General features: G+C 69.6%; 19 protein-coding genes. 8 read left to right on the forward strand and 11 right to left on the reverse strand.

All coding sequences use genetic code 11. The annotated features are described in order from the left end of the window. Window positions 1-161: 161 nt before the first annotated feature. Window positions 162-1,208 carry a hypothetical protein gene (locus OV207_RS05605; RefSeq protein ID WP_267553230.1) on the forward strand — a complete coding sequence of 349 codons (1,047 nt, stop codon included), beginning with the start codon at window positions 162-164 and terminating at the stop codon, window positions 1,206-1,208. On the opposite strand, the gene hemH is transcribed toward OV207_RS05605, so the two are convergent. The 6 genes from hemH to OV207_RS05635 all read right to left on the reverse strand — a co-directional run bounded on the left by hemH (window position 1,144) and on the right by OV207_RS05635 (window position 9,596). Beyond that, window positions 1,144-2,250, reverse strand: coding sequence for a ferrochelatase (hemH, locus tag OV207_RS05610; protein WP_267553232.1), 1,107 nt, complete (start codon window positions 2,248-2,250; stop codon window positions 1,144-1,146). The two genes, OV207_RS05605 and hemH, sit on opposite strands and share 65 nt — an antisense overlap. 26 nt (window positions 2,251-2,276) lie before the next feature. Continuing rightward, entirely contained in the window at window positions 2,277-2,660 is a 384-nt protein-coding gene (gene apaG / locus OV207_RS05615; RefSeq protein ID WP_193347312.1) for a Co2+/Mg2+ efflux protein ApaG, read from the reverse strand. 69 nt (window positions 2,661-2,729) lie between these two features. Next, window positions 2,730-3,716, reverse strand: coding sequence for a TerC family protein (locus tag OV207_RS05620; protein WP_267553235.1), 987 nt, complete (start codon window positions 3,714-3,716; stop codon window positions 2,730-2,732). A 111-nt stretch (window positions 3,717-3,827) separates the two neighbouring features. Then, complete coding sequence (glgX, locus tag OV207_RS05625) at window positions 3,828-5,972, reverse strand: glycogen debranching protein GlgX (protein WP_267553237.1); 2,145 nt, start codon at window positions 5,970-5,972, stop codon at window positions 3,828-3,830. Continuing rightward, complete coding sequence (treY, locus tag OV207_RS05630; RefSeq protein WP_267553239.1) at window positions 5,969-9,082, reverse strand: malto-oligosyltrehalose synthase; 3,114 nt, start codon at window positions 9,080-9,082, stop codon at window positions 5,969-5,971. Before treY ends, glgX begins: the two co-directional genes overlap by 4 nt. Window positions 9,083-9,257: 175 nt before the next feature. Next, window positions 9,258-9,596 carry an SWIB/MDM2 domain-containing protein gene (locus tag OV207_RS05635; protein ID WP_193347309.1) on the reverse strand — a complete coding sequence of 113 codons (339 nt, stop codon included), beginning with the start codon at window positions 9,594-9,596 and terminating at the stop codon, window positions 9,258-9,260. A gap of 379 nt (window positions 9,597-9,975) precedes the next feature. Here OV207_RS05635 and OV207_RS05640 point away from each other — a divergent pair, with 379 nt between their 5' ends. The 5 genes from OV207_RS05640 (at window position 9,976) to OV207_RS05660 (ending at window position 18,831) form a co-directional block, all read left to right on the forward strand. Next, a complete protein-coding gene (locus OV207_RS05640) occupies window positions 9,976-10,974 on the forward strand; it encodes an NAD-dependent epimerase/dehydratase family protein (protein ID WP_267553243.1) in 999 nt (332 codons plus the stop codon). Between the two features lie 103 nt (window positions 10,975-11,077). Then, window positions 11,078-11,743 (forward strand): HAD family hydrolase, encoded by a 666-nt coding sequence (locus OV207_RS05645; RefSeq protein ID WP_120533186.1) that lies wholly within the window; start codon window positions 11,078-11,080, stop codon window positions 11,741-11,743. Window positions 11,744-11,771: 28 nt separating this feature from the next. Next, window positions 11,772-13,382 carry a lactate racemase domain-containing protein gene (locus OV207_RS05650; RefSeq protein ID WP_193347307.1) on the forward strand — a complete coding sequence of 537 codons (1,611 nt, stop codon included), beginning with the start codon at window positions 11,772-11,774 and terminating at the stop codon, window positions 13,380-13,382. Window positions 13,383-13,399: 17 nt separating this feature from the next. Further along, complete coding sequence (locus tag OV207_RS05655) at window positions 13,400-17,806, forward strand: AMP-binding protein (RefSeq protein ID WP_193347306.1); 4,407 nt, start codon at window positions 13,400-13,402, stop codon at window positions 17,804-17,806. After that, the gene (locus tag OV207_RS05660) at window positions 17,803-18,831 is read left to right on the forward strand and encodes an NAD-dependent epimerase/dehydratase family protein (protein WP_267553246.1); all 1,029 of its coding nucleotides are present in this window, start codon (window positions 17,803-17,805) and stop codon (window positions 18,829-18,831) included. The genes OV207_RS05655 and OV207_RS05660 overlap by 4 nt, the downstream gene beginning before the upstream one ends. Window positions 18,832-18,881: 50 nt before the next feature. Here the strand turns inward: OV207_RS05660 and OV207_RS05665 are convergent, their stop codons facing one another. Beyond that, window positions 18,882-19,055 (reverse strand): hypothetical protein, encoded by a 174-nt coding sequence (locus OV207_RS05665; protein ID WP_267553247.1) that lies wholly within the window; start codon window positions 19,053-19,055, stop codon window positions 18,882-18,884. Between the two features lie 5 nt (window positions 19,056-19,060). Then, the gene (locus tag OV207_RS05670) at window positions 19,061-19,942 is read right to left on the reverse strand and encodes a diguanylate cyclase (RefSeq protein WP_193347303.1); all 882 of its coding nucleotides are present in this window, start codon (window positions 19,940-19,942) and stop codon (window positions 19,061-19,063) included. Between the two features lie 218 nt (window positions 19,943-20,160). Between OV207_RS05670 and glgC the strand changes: the two genes are divergently transcribed. After that, the gene (glgC, locus tag OV207_RS05675; protein ID WP_193347302.1) at window positions 20,161-21,390 is read left to right on the forward strand and encodes a glucose-1-phosphate adenylyltransferase; all 1,230 of its coding nucleotides are present in this window, start codon (window positions 20,161-20,163) and stop codon (window positions 21,388-21,390) included. Between the two features lie 84 nt (window positions 21,391-21,474). Here glgC and OV207_RS05680 read toward each other — a convergent pair whose 3' ends face one another. Together OV207_RS05680 and add are read right to left on the reverse strand one after the other, a co-directional pair. Beyond that, the gene (locus tag OV207_RS05680; protein WP_267553250.1) at window positions 21,475-21,948 is read right to left on the reverse strand and encodes a hypothetical protein; all 474 of its coding nucleotides are present in this window, start codon (window positions 21,946-21,948) and stop codon (window positions 21,475-21,477) included. 148 nt (window positions 21,949-22,096) lie between these two features. Further along, the gene (add, locus tag OV207_RS05685) at window positions 22,097-23,260 is read right to left on the reverse strand and encodes an adenosine deaminase (RefSeq protein ID WP_193347301.1); all 1,164 of its coding nucleotides are present in this window, start codon (window positions 23,258-23,260) and stop codon (window positions 22,097-22,099) included. Window positions 23,261-23,346: 86 nt separating this feature from the next. Between add and OV207_RS05690 the strand changes: the two genes are divergently transcribed. Then, entirely contained in the window at window positions 23,347-24,414 is a 1,068-nt protein-coding gene (locus tag OV207_RS05690) for a PQQ-binding-like beta-propeller repeat protein (protein ID WP_324291500.1), read from the forward strand. Window positions 24,415-24,432: 18 nt separating this feature from the next. Here the strand turns inward: OV207_RS05690 and OV207_RS05695 are convergent, their stop codons facing one another. After that, window positions 24,433-25,701: an MFS transporter gene (locus OV207_RS05695; protein ID WP_267553255.1), complete on the reverse strand. Its 1,269-nt coding sequence runs from the start codon at window positions 25,699-25,701 to the stop codon at window positions 24,433-24,435. Between the last annotated feature and the right edge of the window lie 164 nt (window positions 25,702-25,865).

The following is a 25,865-nucleotide window of genomic DNA, read 5'->3' on the forward strand; positions in this document are numbered from 1 at the left end:
TGCGGTGCCGTGTCCGCGGCCATTTGCCTGCTCGAACCGCCACCCCTGAACGGAATGGGTTGAGAGGGCCATGGGCCCTGACGGGCCGCGTCATTCCACCTTCTCCCTTTTACAACCGCCGGCCGCTCCGCTATCCCGCGACCGTCACCAGGAGTGTCCCCGTGAAGCGAAGTCTGTGCGGTCTGCTCGTTGCCCTCGCGTTCACCGCCTGCAAGCAGGAGGAGCCCGGGAAGATCGAGCCCCTCCAGCGCCCGGCGGGCGCACCCTCGACCCCGCCTTCCACGGAGGCCCCCGAGCCCGCCGCCGCCGCGCCCGCCGTCCCCAAGGACGCCGTGCTGCTGCGCTGGAACCTCGTGCAGGGCACGCCCGTCGCCTACCGCCTGTCGCTCACCCTGGATCGCGGCGCCCCCGCCTTCGAGTCCGCCCCGGCGGAGCCCCGGGCCGACAAGAAGAAGAAGGGCGCCAGGGCCTCCCCGGCCGCGCCCACCGCCGCCGCGCCCAGCGTCCCCGGCGAATACACCTTCGTGCTGGACCTGGACCGCGCCGGTGAGCGCCACCTGCGCCTGACGCCCTCGGGCGGCGCCGCGCCGGAGGACGCCACCGTGAGCGACCGGGGCTTCATCATCGACGGGCTCCCCGTGCTGGAGCGCAACCTGGCCACGCTCGTGCTGGAGCTGCCCCGGGACCCCGTGCGCCCCGGAGAGACGTGGTCGCTGGCCACCGCGCTGCTCGTCCCGGACGCCCTGGGCACCCAGTTCCGCCGCGCCACCGGCGGCGCCGAGCGGCGCAACCGCGTGAAGCTCGTCTCCGTCACCCCCGGCGACAATGGCGAGCAGGTGGCCACGCTCGAATACGACCTGCTGGAGCAGTTCGGCGGCATCCTCGCCCCCGCCCGCGCCATCCCCGGCAAGCGCCCCCCCGTCCCCACGGCCCCGGAAGGCGCCGACAGCGACGACGACGCCTCAGGCCCGGCCGGAGGCGCCGAGCTGGGCGCCACCGTGAAGGTGACCGGCCGGGGTGAGTTCCTGGTCAAGGCCGGGCAGTGGCGCTCCTGGGAGGGCACCCTCGCCACCAGCATGAAGGGGCCGGCCCAGCCCGCCATGGGCCTGCCGGTGGGCACCTACCAGGCCCGCCTCGCCCCCGTCAGCGCTCCGCAGGCTCCCGCGGCGCCCGCACCGGCGACTCCGTCAGCGACGCCCGCGCCGTAGCCGGCGGCCCGTCCGACGCGCGCACCAGCCGCACCACGGCGTCCACCCACTCCGGGTGGGCGTTGAGGGACGGCACCAGCGTCAGCGCTTCGCCCCCGGCCTCCACGAACTGCTCCTTCGCGCGGATGCCCACCTCCTCCAGCGTCTCCAGGCAGTCCGCCACGAAGGCCGGGCACATCACCGCCAGCCGCTTCACGCCCCTGGCCGCCAGCTCCGGCAGCACGATGTCCGTGTAGGGCTTCACCCACGGCGTGCGCCCCAGCCGCGACTGGAAGGACACGGTGTAGCCGCCCTCCGGCAGCGCCAGCCGCCGGGCCAGGCTCCTCGCCGTGTCGAAGCACTGGGCGCGGTAGCAGTGCCGGTTCGCGTCCCCCAGCACGTCGCAGCAGCCCGCGGACGCCAGGCAGTGCTGCCCCGAGGGGTCGCTCTTGCGCATGTGGCGCTCCGGCAGCCCGTGGAAGCTGAACAGCACGTGGTCCGCTCTCGCGTCATCAATCACCGGCCGGGCCACGGAGGCGAACGCGTCCAGGAAGCCCGCGTCGTCGAAGAAGGCCGGCACCGCGCGCACGTTGGGCACGTCCCAGCCTTGCGCCAGCACCTCGTACGTGCGCGCCAGCGACGACGACGCGGACGACGCGGCCTCGTGCGGGTACAGCGGCAGCACGGTGAATTCCGACACGCCCTTCGCCTTGAGCCGCGCGATGACGTCCGGCAGGGACGGGTTGCCGTAGCGCATGGCGAGCGCCACCTCGTAGTCCCCCTTCAAGCGCTCGGCCACCGCCGCCTCCAGCGCGCGGCCGTACACCAGCAGCGGCGAGCCCTCCTGGGTCCACACCTTGCGGTACGCCTCCGCGCTCTTGGCGGGGCGGAACGGCAGGATGAAGAGGTTCAAGAGGAACCAGCGCCCCACCGGGTGGATGTCGATGACGCGCGGGTCGTTGAGGAACTCCCGCAGGTACCTGCGCACCGGCCCCGACTCGGGCGCGTCCGGCGTCCCCAGGTTGATGAGCAGCAATCCCCGCTTCGTGCTCGGCAGGCCCATGCGCTTGAGGACTCCGGTAGGGGTTTTCAGTGCAGCGCGTGCGGCAGCGTGAGGGCGAACTCGGCGATGCGGGCCTCGAAGCGGGTGCCGTCCGGGCGCACCATCTCGTAGGTGCCGCGCATGGTGCCGAAGGGCGTCTTCAGCATCGCCCAGCTCGTGTACTCGAAACGCTCGCCCGGCCCCAGCCGGGGCTGGCGGCCCACCACGCCTTCGCCCTTCACCTCGTCCACGTTGCCCTGGGCATCCGTGATGAGCCAGTGCCGGGCGTGGAGCTGCGCGGGAGCGTCGCCTTCGTTGACGATCTCCACCTTGTACATGAAGGCGAACTGCCCGGCCTCGGGGGTGCTGCGCTCCGGCCAGAAGGTCGGCTCCACGGTGACGCGGATGCCATCGGTGGTGGCGGTGGACATGGCGGGAGACTTGGCAGCGACTCCCGCCCGATGCAAGGGAAACACTGGGCCCCGCTGGGACCGCCGGTCCTAGCCGCGCTCCTGCTCCCGGGCGGGGGCCTCCGGCTGCTTGCCGGCCTCCGGCGCCGAGGCCACCTCCGGCGGCTTGGGGAACACCAGCGACCCCACGACGGCCAGCACCAGGCACCCGGCGATGACCGCCAGCGAGACGCCAATGGGAATCTTGTAGAAGTACTCCAGCAGCATCTTCACGCCGACGAAGCCCAGGATGACGCCCAGGGCGATCTTCAGCAGGTGGAACTTCTCCATCAGGCTGGAGACGACGAAGAAGAGCGAGCGCAGGCCCAGGATGGCGCAGACGTTGGACGTGTAGATGATGAAGGGGTCCTTGCTGATGCCCAGCACCGCCGGGATGGAGTCCATGGCGAAGAGCAGGTCCGTGGCCTCCACCACCATCAGCACGATGAACAGCGGCGTCACCTTGCGGCGGCCGTCCTCCAGCGTGAAGAAGCGGCTGCCCTCGCCCTGGCGTGCCACCGGCAGCAGGCGCCGGGACATCTTCACGATGAAGCCCGCCTCCGGGTCCACGTCCTCGTCGTCCTTGGCCACCAGCATCTTCACGGCCGTGAACACCAGGAACGCGCCGAAGATGTAGATGAGCCAGTGGAACTTCGCGACCAGCGCCGTGCCCGCGAGGATGAGCACCGCGCGCATCACGAACGCGCCCAGGATGCCCCAGAAGAGCACCCGGTGCTGGTGCTGCGGGGCCACCCGGAAGTAGCCGAACACCATCAGGAAGACGAAGAGGTTGTCGACCGACAGCGCGTACTCCACCACGTACGCCGTCAGCCACTCCAGCGCCGGGCCCTGGCCGCCGTAGCGCCAGACGCCCCCGCAGAACGCGAGGCTGATGCTCACCCAGACGAGCGTCCAGAGCGTCGCCTCCTTCGGCGACACCGCGTGCTCCTTGCGGTGGAACAGCCCCAGGTCCATGGCGAGCATCGCCACGACGAAGACGTTGAAGCCCACCCAGGGCCAGACTGAATCGGTAAGCACGTGCGCCCGTTCCCGGTCCGAAGACGCCGCGCGAAGCAGGGAAGGCCCCCAGGGGGAGGGGCCCGCCTCGCGCGTTCAAGCCCGCTGCCTACACCGGGGCGGCGCCGGGGGCTACTCCCATTCCGTCGTCGGCCGGCGCAGCACCACCACGGAGCGCCCCACCGCCTGCACCTTGCCGCCAGCCGGGGTGTGCGTGCGCTGCGACTCGCCCGTGGCCGCCGTGTCCACCACCAGCTCCCAGTCCGCGCCCCACTCCAGCGCGGGCAGCAGGAACGTGATGGGTTCATGGTGCGCGTTGAGCAGCACCAGCAGCGTGTCCCCGACGATGCGGTGGCCCTCGTCGTCCGGCGTGGCGATGGCGTCCCCGCCCAGCAGGAAGGCCAGGGAGCGCACATAGGGCTTCTCCCAGTCCTCCCGCTTCATCTCCTTGCCGTCCGGCCGGAACCACGCCAGGTCCTTCAGCTCGCTGTCCCAGATGTGGGCCCCGCGGAAGAAGCGGCGCTTGCTCAAGACGGGCTGCTCGCGCCGCAGCTTCGTCATGCGGACGGTGAACTCCAGCAGCTGGCGCTGCTTCTCGTTGAGCTCCCAGTTCACCCACGACAGCTCGTTGTCCTGGCAGTAGGCGTTGTTGTTGCCCTTCTGCGTGCGGCCCATCTCGTCGCCGGCCACCAGCATGGGCACGCCCTGCGACAGGAAGAGCGACGCCAGGAAGTTGCGCTTCTGCTGTTCGCGCAGCGCGTTCACCTTCGCGTCCGTCGTCTCCCCCTCCACGCCGCAGTTCCAGGCGTGGTTGTCGTTGGCCCCGTCGCGGTTGTCCTCGCCGTTGGCCTCGTTGTGCTTCTGGCTGTACGTCACCAGGTCGTGCAGCGTGAAGCCGTCGTGCGCGGTGACGAAGTTCACGCTCGCCGTGGGCTTGCGCCCGGACAGCGCGAACAGGTCCGAGCTGCCCGTCAGCCGCGAGCCGATCTCCGCCGCCTGCCGGTCATCGCCCTTCCAGTAGCGCCGGATGGTGTCGCGGTACTTGCCGTTCCACTCGCTCCACAGCACCGGGAAGTTGCCCACCTGGTAGCCGTAGTCGCCCACGTCCCAGGGCTCCGCGATGAGCTTCGCGCGGCTGAGCACCGGGTCCTGGTGGAGGATTTGGAAGAAGGCCGCGCGGGTGTCGTAGCCGTGCCTGTCCCTTCCCAGCGTCGTCGCCAGGTCGAAACGGAAGCCGTCCACGTGCATCACCTCCACCCAGTAGCGCAGCGAGTCCGCCACCAGCTTCAGCGCGTACGGGTGCGTGGCGTTCCACGAATTGCCGCACCCCGTGAAGTCCATGAAGTAGCGCGGGTCCTTCTCGCTGAGCCGGTAGTACGCGCCGGCGTCCAGCCCCTTGAAGGACAGCGTGGGGCCCAGGTGGTTGCCCTCGCAGGTGTGGTTGTACACGACGTCGAGGATGACCTCGATGCCCGCGCGGTGCAGCAGCTTCACCATCCCCTTGAACTCCGCCACCTGTTCGCCCAGCGAACCGGAGGCGCTGAAGCGCGCGTCCGGGGCGAAGAAGTTCAGCGTGTTGTAGCCCCAGTAGTTGGAGCGCCCCTTCTGGGTGAGGAAGGGCTCGTCCACGTACGCGTGGATGGGCAGCAGCTCCACGGACGTCACGCCCACCTTCTTCAGGTGTTCGATGGAGGCCGGGTGCGCCAGGCCCGCGTACGTGCCGCGCAGGTGTTCGGGGATGCGCGGGTGCAGCTTCGTGAAGCCCTTGACGTGCAGCTCGTAGAGGACCGTCTTGTGCCAGGGGACCTCCGGCCGCCGGTCCCCCTCCCAGTCGAACGCGTCCGTCAGGATGACGCCCTTGGGCACGCCCCAGGCGTCGTCCTGGGTGTCCATGGCCAGGTCCTCCTCCTTGCCCCCGTGCACGTAGGCGTGGAACGGGGCCTTGGGGTCCACCTTGCCGTGCAGCGCCTTCGCGTACGGGTCCACCAGGAGCTTGTGCGGGTTGAAGCGCAGCCCCTTCTTCGGCTCGTACGGCCCGTGGACGCGCAGGCCGTACAGACACCCGGCGTGCACGCCCGGCATGTAGCCATGAAAGACGTGGTGCGTCGTCTCCAGCAGCGGGAAGCGCCGGGTCTCCTTCGTGGGGTCCCCGGGGTCGAAGAGGCAGACCTCCACCTTCTTCGCGTGCTCGCTGAACACGGCGAAGTTGACGCCGCTCCCGTCATACGTGGCGCCCAGGGGAAACGGCTTCCCTGGAAGCACCTCGGCCCTCCTCATCCAGTGCTCCTCTCCATCTCCAGCAGCACCACCGGGAACTCCGCGAGGAGCGGCCCCAGGGCCAGCCCCGCGCCTCCCGGCCCCTGCTGGGGACGGACCTGGCGCCCGGTGAAGACGTTGCGGAACATCATGCCCGCATATGCCTCCGGAAGGTCCAGGAACGTACCGTCATACGCCTGCGCCAGGCCCCCGGCCTCCAGGGCCTCCAGGGTGTAACGCGGCGCGCAGGCGAGCAGCACCGTGTCGCCGTGCGTGCGGACGAAGCCCACCGCCGCGGGCGCGCGGGGGCCGGAGATCTCCAGGGCCGCGTAGCCCCCCATCCGGAACAGGTCCGCGTGCTTCTGGCGCAGCCGCAGCGCCTCCGCCGTGAGGAACAGCTTCACCTGCCCGTCGTCCATGTCCTTGGACAGCCGGGCGCACAGGGCGGCCCGGTCCTTCGCGGCCTCCGCGTCCAGCCCCGCCAGCAGCCGCTCCCGGAGCGCGTAGTCCACCGGCCGGCGGTTGTCCGGATCCACCAGGGACAGGTCCCACAGCTCGCAGCCCTGGTACGTGTCCACCACGCCCGGCGACGCGAGCTTCAGCAGCAGTTGGCCCAGCGCGTTGTGCTGGCCCGCGCGCTCGATGCGGCGCTTGAACGCGCGCACGTCGTCCAGGAAGGCCTGGCCCTTCTTCGGGTCGAAGCACGCGTCCACGTAGCGCGCCATCGCGTCGTCGTAGGCGGCGTCCGGGTTGGTCCACGCGGTGCGGACCTTGGCCTCCTTGATGGCCTTGGCCATGTACTCGCGCACGCGGCGGTGGAAGTCCTCCAGCTCCTTCGGGGACGCGTGCTCGCCCATGGGCCACGCGCCCACCACCGTCTGGAAGAAGAGGTAGGTGTCGTTGGCGGACGGCGCGGGGCCCGAGGGCAGGTGGGAGACGAAGGGCTGCGTCAGGTCCGCCCACGCGCGGGCGCGCTCGCGCCACGCCTCCGGCAGCTCCGTGAGGACGTTGATGCGCGCGCGCACGTCCTCGCTGCGCTTGGTGTCGTGGGTGCTGGAGGTGAGCATGCTGCCCGGCCAGCGCTCCGCGCGCTCCTGGTTGCGCAGGTGGAAGGTGGTGGCGCGCATGCCGAAGTGCTCCGGCTCGCCGCCCACCTCGTTGAGGCTCACCAGCCGGTTGTAGATGTAGAAGACCGTGTCCTCCAGGCCCTTGGCCATGACGGGCCCCGTCACCTGCTGCAGCTTCATCGCGAAGCGCAGCATCACGGCCTTCTCCTCGTCCCCCACGTGCTCCGGGTAGCGGCCCAGGAGGATGTCGCGCAGGAAGTCGAAGATGGACGCGTTGGTGTTGGTGTTGCGCTCCTTGGCCCGCTGGAGCGTCCACTCGATGTACTGCACGTCGCGCGCGTCCAGCTCCTGCCGCCAGCCGTCCACGTAGGTGCGGTAGACGGGGAACAGCGCGATGAATTCGATGAGCGCGCGCCGCAGGCTGTTGAGCGTGAAGTCGCGCGTGCGGCGGTTCATCTCCGAGATGCGGTTGAGCTCGTGCGCCAGGACGTTGATCTCGCTCGCCATGGACACGCGCATGATGAGCAGCTTCTTCTGGTACACGAGCTCCGCGAAGTCCTGCGTGCCGCCGGCGAAGCGCTCGTACGTCTCCGTCAGGTGCGCCTCCGCCGCCGGGTGCACGAACAGGCCGCTGACCGCGTTGGCGAAGCGGTAGCCGGTGGTGCCGTGCACCGCCCACGCGTCCGGGATGCGCTCGCGGCCGCCCTGGATCTTCTCCACCGACACGAAGAGCGCCTTGCGCAGCGGGCTGTCCGGGGTGTCCATCACCTCCTGACGCCACTTCGCGCGCAAGAGCGCCTCCACCTGCGGCCAGCGGGCGTCCCCCCCTGCGTCCAGGTCCGCCTCGAACCGCGCCCGCGCGCGCTCCACGAAGAAGCGCTCCTGCAGGTCCAGGAAGTAGGCGGTGGGGTCGAACAGGCCGTCCGGATGGTCGATGCGCAGGCCGGTGACGCGCCCCTCGCGCAGCCACTCGAAGATGAGCTGGTGGGCCTCCAGGAAGACGTCCGGGTCCTCCACGCGGATGGCCGCCAGGCCGTTGATGTCGAAGAAGCGGCGGTAGTTGATCTCCTCGCCCGCCACGCGCCAGTGCGCCAGCCGGTAGCTGCACTCCTGGAGGAGCGCGTCCAGCATGTCGAAGGAGCGCACGTTGCCGGGCGTGCCGTTGAACACCCGCACGTTCTCGTGGATGTAGGCCGTGAGCTCCGGGCTGTCCGCCGCCACCGTGGCGAGCCGCCGCTTGATGACCTCCTTCTCGCGGTGCCGCTCGATGACCTTCGAGCGCTCCACCTCCGTGCGCGGCGGCAGGTGCTCCAGCGCGGTGAGGATGGAGAGCAGCTCCACCAGGTGCGGGTGCTCCGCGCCCAGCTGGGCCTCCAGCCGCTCCAGGCCGTGGCACAGGATGCGCGCGTACTGGCGCGGGGCCACCGGCAGGCGGTGGTCGTAGTAGTGCAGGTGGAAGGCGCCGGCGTCGAAGGACAGCTTCAGCTCGCCGCGCTCCAGCACGATGCCGTACTGGTCGCCCAGGATGGGCAGCAGCACCTTGTCCGCCAGCTCGTCCTTCACCGGCCGCCAGTCGATGTCGAAGAACTTCGCGTAGACGGACGACGGGCCGTTCTCCAGCACGTCCAGCCACAGGCGGTTGTCGCGTTCGATGCCCATGTGGTTGGGCACCACGTCCAGCAGCTGCCCCAGGCCGTGCTCGCCAAGGGCCCGGCAGAAGTCCGCGTGGTCCTCCGGCGTGCCCACCTCCGGGTTGAGCCGCTGGTGGTCCACGCAGTCGTAGCCGTGGGTGCTGCCCGGCGTGGCCTTCAGGTAGGGGGACGCATAGAAGTCACTGACCCCCAGCCGGGCCAGGTAGGGCACCACGGCCTTGGCCTGCTGGAAGGTGAAGCCCTGGTGCAGCTGCATCCGGTAGGTGGACAGCGGCGTGACGCGCCGTGCCTCCAGCTCCTGGCGCACCTGGCCGAACAAGCCCTCCGCCAGCGCCTCCACCGTCGCCTGCGTGCCTTCCGCGTCCGCCTGCTTCGCGGTGCGCGCCCCTGCCTCGAGTCCGTCCTGGAACATGGTGCCCACAGGTAGGCCCGGCGCGGCGCGTCCGCCAGGGCGGAGTGAGGGGTCCGCCCCCTTTTCAACGCTCGGCCCGCCCCAAAAGCAGAGGGCCCGTCCCGCGCGATGCGTGACGAGCCCTCATGAGGTCCTTCGGGCGGCCGACGACGGCCCCCGACGGCCCGGATGCCAATCAGCTCAGCTGCTTGTTCACCAGCGAGGTCATCTCGAACATGGTGACGTTCTTCTTGCCGCCAAAGATGGGCTTCAGCTTGTCGTCGGCGTTGATCTGCCGCTTGTTCTTCGCGTCCTGGAGGTTGTTCTTCTTGATGTAGGCCCAGAGCTTCTTCACAACCTCGGTCCGGGGCAGCGGCTTGGGACCGACGATCTCCGCCAGCGCGGCGGAGGGCGTCATTTCCTTCATGAACGCCGCGTTCGGCTTGCGCGCACCATCAGCGGACTTCTTCGCGGTGGTCTTCTTGGCGGCGGGAGCAGCAGGGGTCTTCTTCGCAGCGGCTTTCTTGGCGGCCATTCGTCTTGTGTCTCCTCCCCTCCGAAGGGGACGTTGCACGGCGTGCTTGCATCTTCAAGCTAGAGCCGATGGCGCGTAGTAGCACGGTCAAGCTTGAAAAACAGCGCTCTTCGCGTGGTTTTTCCCTCGGGGAACGCCCGAAGCGACGTGTTCGGAGGCTAGAACTCGGCCCCGCAGCGCATTCTTCCCTCGGGAGCGGAAGCCCCTCGGCGCGTCCGGAGCCCTAGAAACCGGCTCCGGAAGGCGTTTTCCCTCGGGGATTGGGCCAATGAACACGTCTGGAGGCGATTTCCCGGCCCCGCGGCAGCGTGCCCCCTCTGGAGGACAGAGCCCATTTCGGCGGTGGACGGGATGTGGCTTTTCGGATGAAACAGCCCCCATGAATGCCCTCATCACCGGCGCCGGCGGCTTCCTGGGGACCTGGCTCGCACGCGCGCTCGTCGCTCGCGGCGACCGTGTCTCATGCCTGTTGCGCCCCTCCACCGACGCCCGCGAACTGGAGAAGGCGCTGGCGGGCCACACTTGGAAGCGGGTGCTGGGGGACGTGACGGACCGGGCCTCCCTGGAGGAGGCGGTGAAGGGCGTGGACGTCGTCTTCCACCTGGCCGGCATCCGCCGCGCGGCGCTGCGGGACGAGTTCCTCCGCGTCAACGCGGGCGGCACCCGGCAGCTCTGCGAGGCCCTGGCCGCCCTGCCTGGCCCCGCCCCGAAGCCCCGGCTGGTGATGTGCGGGTCGCTGGCCTCGCACGGGCCCTCCACCCCGGAGCGGCCCCACGTGGAGGAGGACGCCTTCCATCCCCACGAGTGGTACGGCGAGAGCAAGGCGGAGGCGGAGCAGATTGCCTTCTCCTTCAAGGACCGGCTGCCCGTCACGGTGATCCGCCCGCCCCGCATCCTGGGGCCCGGTGACCGGGAAAACCTGTCTTTCTTCAAGATGGCGAAGCAAGGCATCCGCCTGGAGCTGGTGGGCGGGCCGCGTCCGCTGTCCCTGGTGGACGTGGAGGACGTGGTGGACCTGCTGCTCGTCCTGGCGGAGCGGCCGGAGGCGCTGGGCGAGGCGTTCTTCTGCGCCGGCCCGGAGCGGCTGACCCTGGAGCAGATGCAGGACCTGGGGGCGAAGGCGCTGGGCTACACGCCCCGCACGGTGCGGATGCGCCCGGCGGTGCTGACGGCCCTGGCGACGGCGGCGGACGGGGTGACGCGGCTGACGGGCAAGAAGCTGCCCCTGAACCGGAAGCTGGCGCGGCAGCTGCTGGCGCCCGCCTGGACGTGCTCGGGGGCCAAGGCCGAAAGGCTGCTGGGCTTCCGGCCGCGAAGGAACCTGGCCGACTCCATCACCCGCAGTGGTGAATGGTATCGCGCGCAGGGCTGGTTATAGCCCCATTCGCTCCAAGGGCAGCCGCCCTGCCCCGCCCCTTCCGGCGTCGTTGACCGGACCCCCTCCAGGATGGGAGGAAGCCCGACCGCCCATGCCCCCCAAAGTGCCCGCCAAAGCCGCCTTCTTCGACGTCGACGGGACGCTGGTCCGGACGAACATCGTTCACGTCTACGCCTACTACGCCATGAACCGGGGCTCGCTCCGGGGCATCGCGGGCCGCACCCTGGGGACCGCCCTGGGGTTGCCGGTGTTCGGCATCCTGGATGCCGTCAACCGCAAGGCCTTCAACGAGTTCTTCTACCGCTACTACTCGGGGCTCAGCGAGGACCGGCTGGTCACCATCGCGGAGGACATGTTCGAGGACGTCCTCAAGCCCGCGCTCTACGAGCAGACGCAGGACCTCATCGACGAGGCGCGGCGCGCCGGCTGCCGCATCGTGCTCGTCACCGGGGCCCTGGACTTCACCATGCGCCCGCTGGCCCGGCACCTGGGCTGCGACGACGTCATCGCCAACAAGATGCAGTTCGTGGGCGGCAAGGCGACGGGCAAGGTGATTCCGCCCATCATCGAAGGCGCCAACAAGGCCAACGCCATCCGCGCCTACTGCGAGAAGGAGGGCCTGGCCCTCAACCAGTGCCACGGCTATTCGGACAGCGCCTCCGACTACGCCATGCTCGCCGTCGTGGGACGGCCCACCGCGGTGAACCCGGACCTGCGGCTGCGCTCGCTCGCGCGCGCGTACAACTGGCCCATCCTGGACTTGAAGTAACCCCCCTCTTCCCCCCCGGCCCAAGCCCATGCGCCCGCTCAAGACGCTCCAGAAGCTGTACGACGAGGAAAGCCAGGTGGTCATCACGGAGAAGGGCAGCCCCCCCCGGGCGCTCTTCTACGGTGAAGGCTTCCTGCAGGAAGACCTGCCCGTGGGCACCCGGGTCATCTTCCCCCGCCCCCCGCTGGAGGGCGTGCCCAACGTGAAGGCCGCCATCCGCTGGGCCATCAACCACCCGGAGGGCATGGACCCGCTGCACGCGCTGCTCAAGCCCGGCATGCGGCTGACCTGCGTCATCGACGACATCAGCGTGCCGCTGCCGCCCATGGTCACGCCCGACGTGCGCCAGTCCATCCTGGAGGTGGTGCTGGAATTGTGCGCGGACTCCGGCGTGGATGACGTGCACCTGGTCATCGCCAACGCGCTGCACCGCCGGATGACCGAAGGCGAGATGAAGCGCATGGTGGGCGAGAAGATCTACGACGCCTACTACCCGGACCGGTACTACAACCACGACGCGGAGGACCCGGACGGCATCACGGAGCTGGAGCGCACCAGCCACAACGAAGTGGTGGCGGTGAACCGGCGCGTCGCGGAGAGCGACCTCATCGTCTACGTGAACATCAACTTCGTGCCCATGAACGGCGGGCACAAGTCCATGGGCACGGGCGTGACGAACTACGCGTCGCTCAGGCACCACCACAACCCGAAGACGATCCGCGACTCCGACAGCTACATGGAGCCGAAGGCGAGCGCGCTGTACACGAAGAACACGCGCATCGGGACGGTCATCGACCAGAACCTCAAGGTCTTCCACATCGAGACCACGCTGAACAACCGCATGTTCGGCGCGCCCACGGACTTCCTGGCGAAGAAGGAGGAGGACTACACGGAGGCGGACCGGCTGAAGTTCCAGGCCCTGCGCTTCACGCTGTCCAAGCTGCCCCGCGCCGCCGCGCGCAAGGTGCTCAACGCCATCCCCGCGCCCTACGACGTGACGGGCGTGTTCGCGGGGGCCACGGAGCCCACGCACCAGAAGACGCTGGAGCAGAGCTGGAAGCAGTACGTGGTGCCGGTGGAGGGACAGAGCGACATCGTCATCTTCCCCATCCCGTTCGTCAGCCCCTACAGCGTCAACTCCGTGCTCAACCCGCTGCTCGTGCAGGTGATGGGGCTGGGCTACTTCTACAACCTCAACCGGGGCGTGCCGCTGGTGAAGAAGGGCGGCGTGCTCATCCTCCTGCACCCGGCCTACGACGAGTTCGACCCCGTGCAGCACCCCAGCTACATCGAGTTCTTCCACCGGCTGCTGCCGGAGACGCGCGACTCCATGAAGCTGGAGCACAAGTACGAGAAGGAGTTCGCGGAGAACCCCAGCTACGTGCACCTGTACCGGAAGGGCAACGCCTACCACGGCGTGCACCCCTTCTACATGTGGTACTGGGGCGAGAACGGCCGTCAGCACGTGGGCAAGGTGATTGTCGCGGGCGCGGAGAACAACCACGTCCCGGCCCTGCTCGGCTGGGATCGCACCGACACCCTCTCCGAGGCGATTGAAGAAGCGCGCGGCTTCATGGGGCGCTCGGCGTCCATCAGCCTGCTGCGCATCGCGCCCACGGTGATGGTGGACGTGAAGTGAAAGGGTCGCACACGGACATGGCCACGCCCTCCGAGCTGAACGTCACCGAGGTCTTCACCGGCAAGAGAATCGTCTTCGTCGGCACCACCGGCTTCGTGGGCAAGGTGACGCTGTCGATGTTGCTCTTCCACTACGGCGACGTGCTGGACCGGGTCTACGTCGTGGTGCGCAAGGGCAGCGCCGCGTCCGCGGAGCGCCGCTTCTTCGACAAGGTGGCGCCCAGCGAGCCCTTCCAGCCGCTGCGCGACCGGCTGGGCGACGACGGCGCGATGCAGTACCTGCGCGACAAGTGCACCGTGCTGGACGGCGACATCACCGACCCCTGGGTGGGCCTGGAGGAGGCGGACGTCGCGAAGATGACGGGGCAGGTGCACGCCATCGTCAACTGCGCGGGCCTGGTGTCCTTCAACCCGTCGCTGGAGGTGGGCCTCAACGTCAACACCCACGGCGTGAAGAACGCGGTGGAGCTGGCGCTGCGCTGGAAGGTGCCGCTCATCCACATGTCCACCGCCTTCGTCGCGGGCAACCGCAGCGGGCTCGTCTTCGAGGACGAGCAGGTGGCGGGCTACTTCCCGAAGATGGAGGAGATGGACGGGCGCGACTTCAGCCTGGAGCAGGAGCTGGTGGACGCGGAGAAGACCGTGGCCCGCCTGCGCGAACAGGCGGACGACAAGGCCCTCACCTCCATCTTCCGCAAGAAGGCGCTGGACCGGCTGGAGGAGGAAGGCCGCGACGCCACGGATGAGAAGACGCTGCGGCTGGCGGTGGGCCGTGAGCGCAAGCTGTGGCTGTCCGGGGAGCTGGTGCGCGCGGGCATGGAGCGCGCGCTGCACTGGGGCTGGCCCAACACGTACACGTACACCAAGCACCTGGGCGAACAGGTGATGGCCGGCACGCCGGGGCTCCGCTACTCCATCGTGCGGCCCTCCATCGTGGAGAGCGCGGCGCACTTCCCGTTCCCCGGCTGGAACGAGGGCTTCACCACGTCCGCGCCGCTGGCGTACGCGGGCATCAAGGGCCAGCGCGGCATCCCCGCGGGGGACCACGCCATCCTGGACATCATCCCGGTGGACCAGGTGGCGGGCGCCACGCTGGGCATCACCGCGCACGCCATCCAGGTGGAGGAGCGCCGCGTCTACAACCTGGCCTCCGGCGACGTGAACCCGTTCCTCGCCAGCCGCTCCGTGGAGCTGGTGGGCCTGTACCGCCGCCGCTTCTACCGCAACCGGGAGACGGGCAACTCGCTGGTGAACTCGCTGCGCTCGCGCATCGAGCCGCAGCCGGTGAGCAAGCAGGAGTTCCAGTTGCTCAGCGCGCCCATGCTGCTCAAGGGCGCGAAGCTCTTGCGCAAGACGCTGGGCGAGGTGCGGCCCGCCTGGGGCGCGCCGCGCATCCAGGCGATGGTGGACAAGGCCGTCACCGCGCTGGACGAGGTGGAGTCGCAGGCGGGCAGCCTGTCCGGCCTCATCGAGCTGTTCCTCCCCTTCCTCTGGGAGAACCGCTACGTCTTCCGCTGCGACAACACGCGCTCCGTCTACGAGCGCATGGTGCCCGCGGACCGCGCGAAGATTGACTGGGCGCCGGAGCGCATCGACTGGCGGGAGTACTTCCTGGGCACGCACCTGCCCGGCCTGGAGAAGTGGGTGTTCCCGGGCCTGGACGAGGAGCGCGAGAAGCGCACCGCCATCCCCGCGTCGCGCGACCTGCTGGAGCTGTTCGAGGCCACCGTGCACGCGTGGCGTCACCGGGTGGCCTTCCGCATGGCCGCGGGCGAGAAGGAGGAGCGCTTCACCTTCGGCGAGGTGCACCGCTACGCCGCGCGCGTGGGCAGCCACCTGCTGGCCTCCGGCATCCAGCGCGGCGACCGCGTGCTGCTGGTGTCGGAGAACCGGCCGGAGTGGGCCATCAGCTACTTCGGCATCCTGCGGGCGGGCGCCACCGTCGTGCCGGTGGATCCCGCCCTCACGGAAGCGGAGGTCGTCAACATCGCGAAGCGCGCGGAGGCGAAGCAGTGCCTCATCTCCGAGCAGGCCGCGGAGGACTTCCCCGGCCTCTTCAGCGCGCTGGGCGAGGGCGTGCGCGTGACGAGCCTCGCGGAGGCCATGACGGGCGACCCGGCGTACCCGGACCGCATCGGGCCGGTGAGGAAGACGGCCGCCCCCGACGACGTGGCCAGCGTCATCTTCACCTCCGGCACCACCGGCACGCCCAAGGGCGTGATGCTCACGCACCGCAACTTCACGTCGCTGGTGGCGAAGCTGGCGGGCGCGTTCAACGTGGGCGTGGGCGACGGCGTGCTGTCCGTGCTGCCGCTGCACCACACCTTTGAATTCTCCGCCGGCTTCCTCACGCCGTTCTCGCGCGGCGCCGAAATCACGTACATCGACGAGCTCACGTCGGACCGGCTGGGCGACGTCTTCGAGACGGGCCGCGTCACCGCGATGATTGGCGTGCCCGCGCTGTGGCAGCTCCTGCACCGGAAGATCACGCAGGAGATGGCCGCGCGTCCGCCGGTGGTGGAGCAGGCGCTCAAGGCGCTGATGGCGGCCAACGGGGAGCTGAGAAACCGCAGCTCGCTCAACCTGGGCAAGCTCCTGTTCTGGCCGGTGCACCGCAAGTTCGGCGGCCGGGTGAAGGTGCTGGTGTCGGGCGGCTCCGCGCTGTCGGACGAGGTGCACCAGGCCTTCCACGAGCTGGGCTTCACCATGCGCGAGGGCTACGGCCTGACGGAGGCCGCGCCGGTGCTGGCGGTGTCGGAGGCCACCAACAAGCGCATCCGGGGTTCGGTGGGCAAGGCGCTGCCGGGCATCGAGTTCCGCATCCTCACGCCGGACAACGACGGCATCGGCGAGGTGCTGGCCAAGGGCCCCAACGTCATGGCCGGCTACTTCGGCGACCGCGAGGCCACCGAGGCCGTGGTGAAGGACGGCTGGCTGCACACGGGCGACCTGGGCCGCATGGACGACGAGGGCCGGCTGTACCTGATGGGCCGGGCCAAGGACGTCATCGTCGACGCCAACGGGAAGAACGTCTACCCGGACGAGCTGGAGGAGCTGTACCAGGAGCACCCGCACGTGAAGGAGCTGTCCATCGTCGGCCTGCCGGACGAGTCCGGCGGCGAGAAGGTGGCCTGCCTCTGCGTGCCGGACTTCAAGGACCGCCCGCGCGAGGAGGTGCGCCACGAACTGGAGGAGCACTTCCGCAAGGTGAGCGCGGGCATGCCCTTCTACCGGCGCGTGAAGACGGTGCGCTTCTACGACGGGGAGCTGCCCCGCACGTCCACGCGCAAGGTGAAGCGCAAGCGCGTGGTGGAGGAGCTGCAGCGGTTGGACCGCGTGGCCGCCAACGCCGGCCGCGTGAAGGAGAAGGCGCAGGCCACGTCCACTGGCGGCGTCGCGGACTGGCTCTACCCGCTGGTGGCGGAGGTGTGCCACCGCCCGGTGTCGGACGTGCGTCCGGACGCGCAGCTCATCGGCGATCTGGGCTTCGACTCGCTGATGCTCACGGAGATGTCCGTGGCGCTGGAGGGCGCGGGCGTGCCGCTGCCCGCCATCGAAGACCTCACGCAGGTGCAGACGGTGGAGGACCTGCGCAAGCTGGTGGTGGTGTCCGGCCGGCGGCCTTCGCAGGAGACGCGGGCGCGCGACATCCTCAAGGAGAACGAGCGCGCGGAGGCCCAGGAGATTCCGGTGCCGGAGGCCGTGTCCGCGGTGGGCCGGCAGCTTTTGTCCTTCGGGCAGAAGGTGCTCTACGGCGGCGTCTTCGACGTGAAGGTGACGGGCAAGACGTTCATCCCGCAGAACCGCAACTTCCTCGTCATCGCGAACCACGCCAGCCACCTGGACGCGGGGCTGGTGCGCGTGGTGCTGGGCGAGCAGGGCGAGCGCATGGTGTCGCTGGCCGCGCGCGACTACTTCTTCGACACGCCGCTCAAGCGCGCCTGGTTCGAGAACTTCACCCACCTCATCCCCATTGATCGGCAGGGCTCGCTGCGCGAGTCGCTGCGGGTGGCGGGCGAGGCGCTCCGGCAGGGCTTCAACGTCCTCATCTTCCCGGAGGGCACGCGCTCCACCACCGGCGAGCTGATGGAGTTCAAGCCGACGCTGGGCTACCTGTCGCTCACCTACGGGGTGGACGTGCTGCCGCTCTACATCCACGGCGCCTACGAGGCGCTGCCCAAGGGCTCCATGTTCCCGAAGACGAAGGAGCTGGAGGTGCACGTGGGCCCGGCGCTGGAGTACGCGTCGCTGAAGGCCCGGGCGCAGGGCATGGCGCGCTCGGAGGGCTACCGCTACGTGACGCACATCGCGGAGGAGGCGGTGCGCACGCTGCGCGCGGGCAAGGTGCTGGACCTGGAGCAGGTGGGCGCCGACCGCGTCTTCACCCCGCCGGCCCGCGCCCTGACGGGAGGGAAGGACTCGTGAAGCTGCTCGTCACTGGAGGCACGGGGTTCCTGGGCACGCACCTGGTGCCCAGGCTTGTGGCCGCGGGCCACGACGTGCGCCTCATCGCGCGCTCGAAGCCGGCCGGCCCCGCATTCGACAAGACGGAGGTCCTCCAGGGGGACCTGAAGGACCGGGACGCCGTGCGCCGCGCGCTGGTGGGCGTGGACGCCGTCTACCACCTGGCGGGGCTCGTCTCCTTCCAGAACAAGGACGCGCGGCGGATGTACGAGCTGCACGTGGACTGCACGCGCGAGTTCCTGCGCGACGTGCGCGAAGCGGGCGTCAAGCGCGTCATCCTGGGCTCCACCTCCGGCACCATCGCGGTGTCCAAGGAGGAGCGCGTGGGCACGGAGGACGACGACTACCCCATCACCACCGTCGCCAACTGGCCCTACTACCTGTCGAAAATCTACGAGGAGAAGCTGGCACTGGAGTACTGCCGCAAGCACGCCATCCCCCTCGTGGTGATGAACCCCAGCCTGCTGATGGGGCCCGGGGATGACCGGCTGTCGTCCACCTGGACGGTGTTGAAGTTCCTCAACCGGGAGATTCCGTCCATGCCCGGCGGCGGCATGTCCTTCGTGGACGCGCGCGACGCGGCGGACGCCTTCGTCCAGGCGCTCACCCGGGGCGAGGTGTACGGCCGCCACCTGATGGGCGTGAACATGTCCCTGGCGGACTTCTTCGACAGGCTCCAGCGCCTCACCGGCGTGCCCGCCCCGCGCATGAAGCTGCCCCGCGAGCTCAACATCCTGGGCGGCAAGCTGCTGGAGCAGTGGGCCAAGGTGCGCGGCACCGTGTCGAAGCTCGACCCGCAGGAGGTCGAGATTGGCGAGCACTGGTTCTACCTGGAGCCCGCCAAGGCGGAGCGCGAGCTGGGCTTCAAGGCCCGCGACGTGCACGAGACGCTGCTCGACACCGTGCAGTACCTCTACGGGAAGATGCCGCCGGACAACCTGCCCGGCACGCGCGGCCGGCTGGCCGGCACCCGCGAAGGCACCTGAGCTGTCCCGGGGTTCCGGAGTTCGGAGGTGAAGCGGCGCGGTGTCTCCCCCTACGGGGCGGACGCCGCGCCGTGCTGCTTTCCGCTCACCCGCTCCACCCACCGGGCGGCGCGCGGGTCGCTGTCCTTGCGGTACCAGACCCAGGCCGCGCCGAAGAAGGCGATGCCCACCAGCACGAAGAGCAGCCGCGCCAGGAAGGACGGCCCACCCGCTTCGGACGCCATGGGCTTCAGCCCACCACGCGGTTGCGGCCCGTCTTCTTGGCCTTGTAGAGGTTCATGTCCGCCACCTTGATGAACTGGGTGGGCTCCGACATCTCCGGGGCCACTTCCGCGACACCCAGGGAGATGGTGACGGGGATGACCTTGTCCTCGAAGGTGAAGACCTTGTCCTCCACCAGCTTGCGGATCTTCTCCGCGAACAGGCGCGCCTTGTCCGGCCCGTCCTCCGGCATGACGACGGCGAACTCCTCGCCGCCGTAGCGGGCGAAGCACTGCTCGCGGCGCACCAGCCGCTTGATGGACTGGGCCAGCTCCCGCAGGACGTAGTCCCCGGCCAGGTGGCCGTGCACGTCGTTGATCTGCTTGAAGTGGTCGATGTCGAACATGAACATCGACAGCGTGCGCTGGTACCGGTGGGAGCGGCCCATCTCCCGCTCCAGGTACTCCAGGAAGTAGCGCTTGTTGTTGATGCCCGTGAGACCGTCCGCGATGGTCAGCGTGTAGATGGTCTCGTGGTACTGGGTCTCGATGTTGTCGCCATCGAGGAACTTGAAGATGGAGCCGCCCACCTTCACCAGGTCCCCGCTGCGCAGCGGCTGGGCCTGGAGCACCTCCTTGTCGTTCAGGTAGGTGCCGTTGGTGGACTGGAGGTCCTCCACGAACATCTTCCCCTGGCGACCCCAGATGCGAGCGTGGCGGCGGGACACGTTGTCCAGGTCCACCACGATGTGGTTGTGCTGGTCGCGACCGATGGTGAATTCGGTCTCTTCCAGCACGTACTTCTTGCCCAGCTCCGGTCCGTGGATCTGCACGAGGCAGCACTCCGTGCCGCGCTCGGGTCCTGGGGTGAGGCTGGAGATCTTGGTGACTCGGGTTTGGTCGCCAGACATCGCGGGGTCCACGCTAGCACGCCAGGTCCAGGGAAGCCACGCAAGCAGGGGCAACGTCCAGGGTTGCGCCCCTCCTCCTACATCCTCTGAAACCAGGAGGAGAATGGGACCTGGGTCCAGCGCTACACGGCCGCGCGGTTGGGGACTCAACGGAACGTGAAACGGGGCCCGCGCGGGCATTGTGGGACGCCGGGCGGGGGCTAACGTGGCTGGCACCTATGTCAAAGCTGCTGGCCATGATTCTGGCGGGAGGCGCGGGCACGCGCCTGGAGCCGCTGACGCGTGAGCGGGCGAAGCCCGCGGTCCCGTTCGGCGGGCGCTACCGCATCATCGACTTCGTGCTCTCCAACTTCGCCAACTCCGGCGTGTACCGGATGAAGGTGTTGACGCAGTACAAGAGCGACTCGCTCAACAACCACCTGTCACGCGCGTGGCGCATGACGGCGTTCCTGGGCCACTACGTGGAGGCGGTGCCCGCGCAGATGCGCACCGGCCTGGACTGGTACAAGGGCAGCGCGGACGCCATCTACCAGAACCTCAACATCATCACGGACGAGGAGCCGGACCACATCTTCGTGTTCGGCGCGGACCACGTGTACCGGATGGACGTCCGCAAGATGCTGGACTTCCACATCGAGCGGAGGGCCGCGTGCACCGTGGCGGCCATCCCCGTGCCCATCGAACAGGGGCGCGAGTTCGGCATCATCGACGTGGGGCCGGACGGGCGGATGCTCCAGTTCCTGGAGAAGCCCAAGGACCCGCCGCCCATGCCGGGCAACCCGAAGATGTGCCTGGCGTCCATGGGCAACTACCTCTTCAGCACGGACACGCTGGTGAAGGAGGTGGTGCGGGACGCCGCGGACGAGAAGAGCGCGCACGACTTCGGCAAGTCCATCATCAGCGAGCTGTACAAGCACGAGCCCGTGTACGTGTACGACTTCGCCCAGAACACGCTGTCCGGCCAGGAGGACAAGGAGCGCGGCTACTGGCGCGACGTGGGGAACATCGACGTGTACTACCAGTCCAACATGGACCTGGTGGAGGTGGACCCCATCTTCAACCTCTACAACGACCGCTGGCCCATCCACACGCAGCCCAACAACTATCCGCCGGCGAAGTTCGTCTTCGCGGACGCGGACAACAAGCGCGTGGGCAAGGCGACGGACTCCCTGGTCGCGGAGGGCTGCATCATCTCCGGCGGCAGCGTGCACCGCTCCGTGCTGTCGCCCAAGGTGCGGGTGAACTCGTATTCGGAGGTGGAGGACTCCATCCTCTTCGAGAACGTCACCATCGGCCGGCGGTGCCGCATCAAGCGGGCCATCATCGACAAGAACGTGGAGATTCCGCCCGGGATGACCATTGGCTACGACGCGGCCGAGGACAAGCGCCGCTTCCACGTCACCTCCGGTGGCGTCGTCGTCATCCCCAAGGGGATGAAGGTCACCTGAGCGGCAGCCGCCTCCCAGGCTCCGGAACACGACGGGCGTCCCAGGAGCATCCTCCCGGGGCGCCCGACGTGCTTCAGGGGGACCTCAGACGCCAGGGGCCGAGGAGAAGGCGGCCTTCACGTCCGGGCGGTTGAGCACGATGAGCGACCAGATGCCCGGGATGAGCGACAGGCAGGAGCACGGGCCGCAGCACGGGATGCAGCAGATGATGGCGGCGGCCAGGGACCAGCCGTAGCTCTGCAGGTTCTTCATCTTCCAGGCGCCGAAGGCCACCACGCCGTTGAGCACCAGCCCGGGCACCGTGAGCAGGACGCGCCCCATGGGGGACAGCATCCACGTCATCGCGTCCTTCCACTGCTGCGGGATGTCCGGGTTCTCCAGGAAGGGCGCCAGCTGCTCCGTGTTGGCGGGGCTCGCCATGCTCACCAGCGAGTACAGGAGCGTGAGGCCGGCCATCACCAGCATCAGGATGGAGGGGACCGACAGGTCCTGGGCCGCCTTCGCGCGCGAAGGGCCGGGGTCCGACGTCGGGGGTGTGCCGTAGGTGTCGTCCATCATCCCTCCACGCGAGGCGTGGCACGCGCGTCGGCGGAAGTGCCCGCGCCATGCGGGGGGCATTCCACCCGGCTCCGGGCACCGCGCGCCAGGACAAACGACCACCCGCCGCCCGGTGCCTTCACACCGGGCGGCGCGTGGGGGGCCGCGCTCAGGCGGGCTTGCGCAGCGCCGCGGCGGGGCGCTTCTCGAAGGCGGCCAGCGTGGTGGCGATCTCCTGGTTCACCTGCCGGAGCATGTCCTGCTTCTCCCGGAAGGGCAGGAAGGCGCTCTTGAAGCCGGAGACGATGATGGTGGTGAGGTCCTCCAGCGACAGGCCCAGCTCGCGGTGGGCGAGCCACAGCTCCTTGGTCACCGTGGTGTCGGTGATGAGGCGGTTGTCGGTGTTGATGGTCACCCGCAGGCCGTAGTCGAAATAGAACTTGAGCGGGTGGGACTCCAGCGACGGCACCGCGCCCGTCTGGACGTTGGAGGACGGGCAGACCTCCATGGGGATGCGGTGGTCGTTGACGTAGTTGAGCAGGTCGCCGTCCTCGCGCAGCCGGGTGCCGTGGCCGATGCGGTGCGCGCCCAGGGAGTGGATGGCCTGGGACACGGACTCGGGGCCGTAGGCCTCGCCCGCGTGGGCGGTGCAGTTGACGTTGTTCTTGAGGATGAGGCGGAAGGCGTCCAGGTGGTCCTTGGCCGGGAAGCTGGCCTCCGCGCCCGCCAGGTCGAAGCCGACGACGCCGCGGTTCTTGTACGCGACGGAGAGCTCCGCGAGCCGCATGGACGTCTGGGGGTTGATGTGGCGGATGCCGCAGACGATGACGGCGCACTTGATGCCCGTCTCCCTCTTGGCGGCCCGCAGGCCCTCCAGCACGGAGTCGATGACCGTGGTCATCTTCAGGCCCTTCTGCAGGTGGAGCGCGGGCGAGTAGCGCACCTCCAGCCAGCGCACGTTCTCCGCGGCGGCGTCCACGGCCAGCTCATAGGCGGCGCGGTAGAGGGACTCGGCCGTCTGGAGGACGGAGAGCGTCACGTCGAACGCGACCAGGTACTCCTCCAGGCTCTTGCACACCTGGCCCATGTGGATGGCCTTGGCCAGGCCGTCCTCGGTGTCCGCGAGCAGCTTCACCTTCTGCTGTTCGGCCAGCTCCAGGATGGTCTTGAGCCGCATGGACCCGTCCAGGTGGCAGTGCAGGTCCGTCTTGGGGAGCGCGTGGAGCAGCTCCTCCGTCACCGCGAGCGTCGGGGGCGGGATGATGTCCGAGCGCCGGGCGGACGACGGGATGCCGGTGGCATTGGGGGTTTCGTCTTCACGAATCGAGGGCATGGTCGAAGTTCCTTGCTTGCGTCATCCTCCCCCAAACCATGTCGTCCCGCGCCTGTCCACGCCTGCCCTGGTTGCCCTGCCTGACGTTGACGCTGGCCGTCATGGCCTGCCAGCGCGCGCCGGTGGACCCGGCGTTCCAGTTCTCCAGCGACGCCTCCTCCCGGACGGGGCTCACCGCCGTGGCGGACGGGGTGCTGCTGGGCAACGAGGCAGGCACGGTGCTGCGCCTGGACCGCGAGGGCCGGCCCGTGTGGCGCGTCTCCCTGGGCCGCGAGGTGGCGGTGGCGCCCGTGGAGGCCGCGGGCGGGGTCATCGCCGGGACCGTGGTGGGCGACGTCGTCTGCCTGACGTTGGAGGACGGCAAGGAGCGCTGGCGCCTGGGCGGCGAGCCCCCCGTGCTGACGCCGCCGGTGGTGGACGACGCCCAGCGCACGGTGTTCCTGGTGGCGCCCGACGGGGCGGTGCGCGCCCTGGCGACGGACTCCGGGCAGGTGCGCTGGAAGCGGCCGGCCCCGAAGGCCCCCTCGCCCGCCCCCGCCGTGCCGGCGCCCGCGACCGCGCCGGACGCCCGGCCGCCGCCCGCGCCGGTGATGGTGGAGGGCGTGCTGGTGGTGGCGCTGGGGGGCTCCGGGCTGTGGGCGGTGGACCCGGAGACCGGGGCGACGCGGTGGTCCCTGCCGGTGACGGACGTGGTGGGCCTGGACTCGGAGCGGGGCACCGTCTTCGTCGCCACGCGCCCCGGGCGGGTGCTGGCCCTGTCGGTGAAGGACGGCAGCACGCGCTGGGAGCAGTCGCTGGCGGACGGGGTGACGGGGCCTCCGGCGCGGGCGCTGGGCGCGCTGTGGGTGGGCGCGGGGCCGTCGTCGCTGGTGGGGCTGTCCACGTCCGAGGGGCGGGAGGTGGCGCGGGTGGCGCTGCCGTCGCCGCTGCTGGGCCGGGTGCAGGTGGGGCTGGAGGATTTGCTGCTGGTGCCCACGTCCGGACGCGAGGGCCAGCTCGTGGCGCTCCGGGCCCCGGGCTGGACGCCCGCGTTCACGGTGCGCGCGGACACGCCGCTGCGCACCCGGCCGGTGGTGCGCGGGCCGTCGGTGTTCGTGCTGGGGCTGGATGGCCGGGTGCTCGCGTGGCGGCTGCGCGTGCCCCCTCCGCGCTGAAGCCCCCTCCCCTCCTCCCTAGCCCACGGCTCCCGGCTGGGAGTCCGCGCCCGCGCGGGCGCCTTCGGGGGACTCCACGAAGTCCAGGTCGCGGTGGAACGTCTCCGTCAGCCGCGACAGGGCCAGCAGCGCCAGCGCGAAGCAGACGGCGCCCACGGTGAGCGCCGCGTGCGCGACGGTGAGGTGGCCCTTGAGCACGCCGAAGCCGCTGGCCGCGAGCACCGCGGAGCCGCGCACGAAGTTGGGCACCGTCGTCGCCACGGTGGCGCGGATGTTGGTGCCGAACTGCTCCGCGGCCATGGTCACCAGCACCGCCCAGTAGCCCACGCACAGGCCGATGAGGAGGCTCAGCGCGTAGATGAGCGTGGGGGTGAGCCCGGGCACCAGCCCGTACACCATCACCAGCGCGAACCACGCGCACAGCCCCAGCGCCACCGCGCGCTTGCGGCTCTGGAGCCACTGGCTCAGCAGGCCAGACAGCAGGTCGCCCAGCGTCAGGCCCACGCTGCCGAAGAGGATGGCGTTGCCCGCCGTCACGGTGCCCTGGACGTTCAGGCCCGCGGTCAGCTCCGGCGCGAAGACGAAGAGGATGCCGGTGGTGAAGTAGATGGGCACGCCCACCCCGATGCAGCAGAGGTACTTGAGGAAGCGGCCCCCTTGCAGCAACAGCAGCGGGTTCGCCTTCGCGGGGCCGGCCTTGTGGGTGAAGAGGGCGGACTCGGACACCTTGAAGCGGGTGAAGAGCAGCGCCAGGCCCAGCACGCCGCCCAACACGTAGGCCGTCTTCCAGTGCAGGTGCTGGGCGACGAGCGCCGCCACGACGACGCCCAGCATGCCCAGCGTCGCGACCACGGTGGTGCCCAGGCCGCGCTTCTCCTTCGGCAGGGACTCGGCGACCAGGGTGATGGCCGCGCCCAGTTCGCCCGCGAGCCCCAGCCCGCCCAGGAAGCGGCAGACGGCGTAGCTCGACACGTCCCAGACGAACGCGTTGGCCAGGTTCGCCACCGAGTACAGGAGGATGGAGCCGAACATCACCGACAGCCGGCCCCTCCTGTCCCCGAGCATTCCCCAGAAGAGCCCGCCCACCATCATCCCCGCCATCTGCGCGTTGTAGATGAAGAGCCCCTTCTCGAGGATGTCCGCCGGGTCGGTGATGCCCAGGTCCTTCAGCGAGGCGACGCGCACCACGCCGAACAACGTGATGTCGAAGAGGTCGACGAAGTACCCGAGCCCCGCCACCAGGACGGTGAGGTTCAGGACCGAGCGCAAATCCCGCAGCCGTGTCATGGCGCGGGATTAGGGGGGTTCGCCGGGCCCGGGGCAATGGCTTTTGCCCCATGAATCACAGACATCCACCGCCTCCGGCTCCCGGGGGCAGGCAGCGGCTGGCCTTCGCCTTCCTGGCCTCCCCGTCAGGGGGTGCAGGGCGATCCGCACGATGCGGTGCTTCC

This window comes from Corallococcus sp. BB11-1, assembly GCF_026626625.1.
Classification (GTDB): Bacteria; Myxococcota; Myxococcia; order Myxococcales; family Myxococcaceae; genus Corallococcus; species Corallococcus soli.